Source organism: Sandarakinorhabdus sp., assembly GCF_031422795.1.
GTDB lineage: Bacteria > Pseudomonadota > Alphaproteobacteria > Sphingomonadales > Sphingomonadaceae > Sandarakinorhabdus.
Genome location: NZ_JANPML010000015.1, coordinates 1 through 2510, shown reverse-complemented (window position 1 = coordinate 2510; position 2510 = coordinate 1). Strand labels below are relative to the sequence as shown.

At 66.7% G+C, this 2510-nt stretch carries 3 protein-coding genes; all 3 read left to right on the top strand.

The genetic code is table 11. From position 1 onward, the window contains the following. On the top strand, positions 1 to 978 hold a 978-nt coding region (locus RMO81_RS00675; RefSeq protein ID WP_310473798.1), incomplete at its 5' end, for an NAD+ synthase. Continuing rightward, positions 959 to 1933 (top strand): hypothetical protein, encoded by a 975-nt coding sequence (locus tag RMO81_RS00670; protein WP_310473797.1) that lies wholly within the window; start codon positions 959 to 961, stop codon positions 1931 to 1933. The genes RMO81_RS00675 and RMO81_RS00670, both read left to right, overlap by 20 nt. A 122-nt stretch (positions 1934 to 2055) precedes the next feature. Continuing rightward, positions 2056 to 2510: dihydrodipicolinate synthase family protein (locus tag RMO81_RS00665; RefSeq protein ID WP_310473796.1), on the top strand; the 455-nt coding region annotated here is incomplete at its 3' end.

Genomic DNA, 2510 nt, shown 5'->3' with positions numbered 1-2510 from the left:
CTGGCCCACCAGCTGCCGATGTGGGACGACGATGTGCGGCTGACGCACTGGCAGCGCGGGCCGCAAGGCTGGCACTGCACGCCGGGTGAAATCACCACGGCGGATGACGAACTCGCCGCCATCTATCACGCGATGCTGGTTGGCCTGCGCGATTATGTGAACCGCAACCGATTTCCGGGCGTGGTGCTTGGCCTGTCGGGCGGGATTGATTCGGCGCTGTCGGCGGCGGTTGCGGTGGACGCGCTGGGCGCCGACCGGGTGTGGTGCGTGATGATGCCCAGCCCGTTCACCAGCCAGGACAGCCTGGATGATGCGGCGCAGTGCGCAGCGATGCTGGGCTGCCGGCTCGACACGGTGCGCATCGAACCGGCGATGACGGCGTTCGATACGATGCTCAGCCCATTGTTCGACGGCCGCCAGCGCGACATCGCCGAAGAAAATATCCAGTCGCGCATCCGCGGCCTGACGCTGATGGGCCTTTCGAACAAGTTCGGCCCGATGCTGCTCACCACCGGCAACAAGAGCGAGATGAGCGTGGGCTATGCCACCATTTATGGCGACATGGCCGGCGGTTATTCGGTGCTGAAGGACCTGTACAAAACCACCGTGTTCCGCGTTTCGGAATGGCGCAACGCCAACTCGCCGCGGCTGTCGATCGGCCCGGAAGGCCCGGTGATGCCGGTGCGCGTCATCACCAAACCGCCGACCGCTGAACTGCGCGACAACCAGAAAGACGAAGACAGCCTGCCGCCATACGAACTGCTCGACCGCATCCTGTATGGGCTGGTCGAACAGGAACGATCGGCCAGCGACCTGGTGACCGAAGGGCTGGATGCTGCCACCGTCGCCCGCATTGAACGGCTGCTTTATATCGCCGAATACAAGCGCCGGCAGGCGCCGCCCGGCGTGAAGATCGGCCGCCGCAATTTCGGCAGGGACCGGCGCTATCCGATCAGCAATGCCTTTCGCACGGCTTGAACTGCTGGCTGCAATGCTGCTGGCCGCCGCTCCGACGCTGGCCGCGCGCAAGCCCAAGACCCCGCCACCGCCGCCGTTGCCGCCGCTGGTGCTGGCCGCCACAGCGCCAGTGATCGAAACGCAGATTGCCGGCCAGACCGTGCGGCTGACGGTGGATATGGGCGGCGATCCGATGGTGGTGATCAGCCCCGAGGCGGCCGCGCGCCTGCAACTGGCCAGCAACACGCGCGCCGATGGCAAGCAGGTGGATCGTGGCCGATTCCGGGTCTCGGTGGGGCAAACCAATGTGGCGGTGCCGTTCAGCCGCGAGGCGTTTGCCATCGCCGGGCGGACGTTGATCGTGCGGGTGTTGACTCCTGCCGCTGCACCGGCTGGCCTGGCCGCCGGCAGCGACGGTGTGATCGGCCTGCCGCTGCTGCCGCATGACGAGGTGCGCCTGGTCTATCGACCCGCCACGCCGAGGGACCGGCTAACCAGCGTCAACGCCGGCACCGGCGGTCGCAGCAACAGCCTGATGTTTGAATGGCCGCTGCCGGGCCAGCCGCCGATCGACGTGGAACTGCACCAGTTGCGCCCCGCCAGCGTGGCCAGCGTCGCTGCCGCCAGCCGTCTGGCCGGCGCCGGTGACGGCAAGTTGACCGGCGCGGTGCGGCGGGTGGCGATCGGGTTTGGCGTGGCCCGCCCGGTGCGCACGCTGGTGCTGGCCAAACCCGTGGCAGTTGCCGGCATCATGCTGGCAAAGGTCGACGTGCGATTGTTCGATTGGGCTGGCCGCGCCGATCTGCCGCCCGATGCCGATGACAGCGAAGGCGCCATGGTCACCGCCAGCCGTGGCCGCCAGAGCGGCTGGCCGATCCTGAAGCTGGGCCGCGATGTGCTCGATGGCTGCGCCAGCATTACCTGGCGCCGCGATGTCGGCTCGCCGGGGCGCGGCAGTTTTGCACTGCACTGCTGAAACCCTCGCATTTCCACCTAGTCCGGGCGAATTTCGCGCAAAATTCTTGCCGGGCGGCCCGCGCGGCGCAATGATGTGACAAACGCGCGCGAAAATGGGCGCTTTTGGGGGAGGAAGCGATCATGGACATGAACCGCAGAGACACGCTGAGTCTGGCTGGGGCTCTGGCTGCAGGCGCAGCTGCGATCGGCGCGCTGGGTGCTGCTGCACCGGCCGCCGCACAGATGGGCCCGCGCCGGCTCGGCTCCAAGGAGAAGGTCGCTTATTGGGTGGCCACGGTCACGCCGTGCGATGCCAGGGGCATGTTCGATCCCGGTGCCATGAAGGCGGTGATGGAATGGCACCAGAAATGCGGCGCCGATGGCGTGGTGGTGCTCGGCACATCGGGTGAATTCCCCAGCTTTTCGGTGGCCGAACGCAAGCTCGTCACCGAAACGGCGATGCAGCACAAGGGCAACATGAACATCATGGTCGGCCCCGGCACGTCGAACATCGTGGAGACCATCGACATCGCCCGGCACGCGCAAAGCGTGGGCGCCGATGGCCTGCTGGTCATCCCGCCGTTTTATTTCAATCA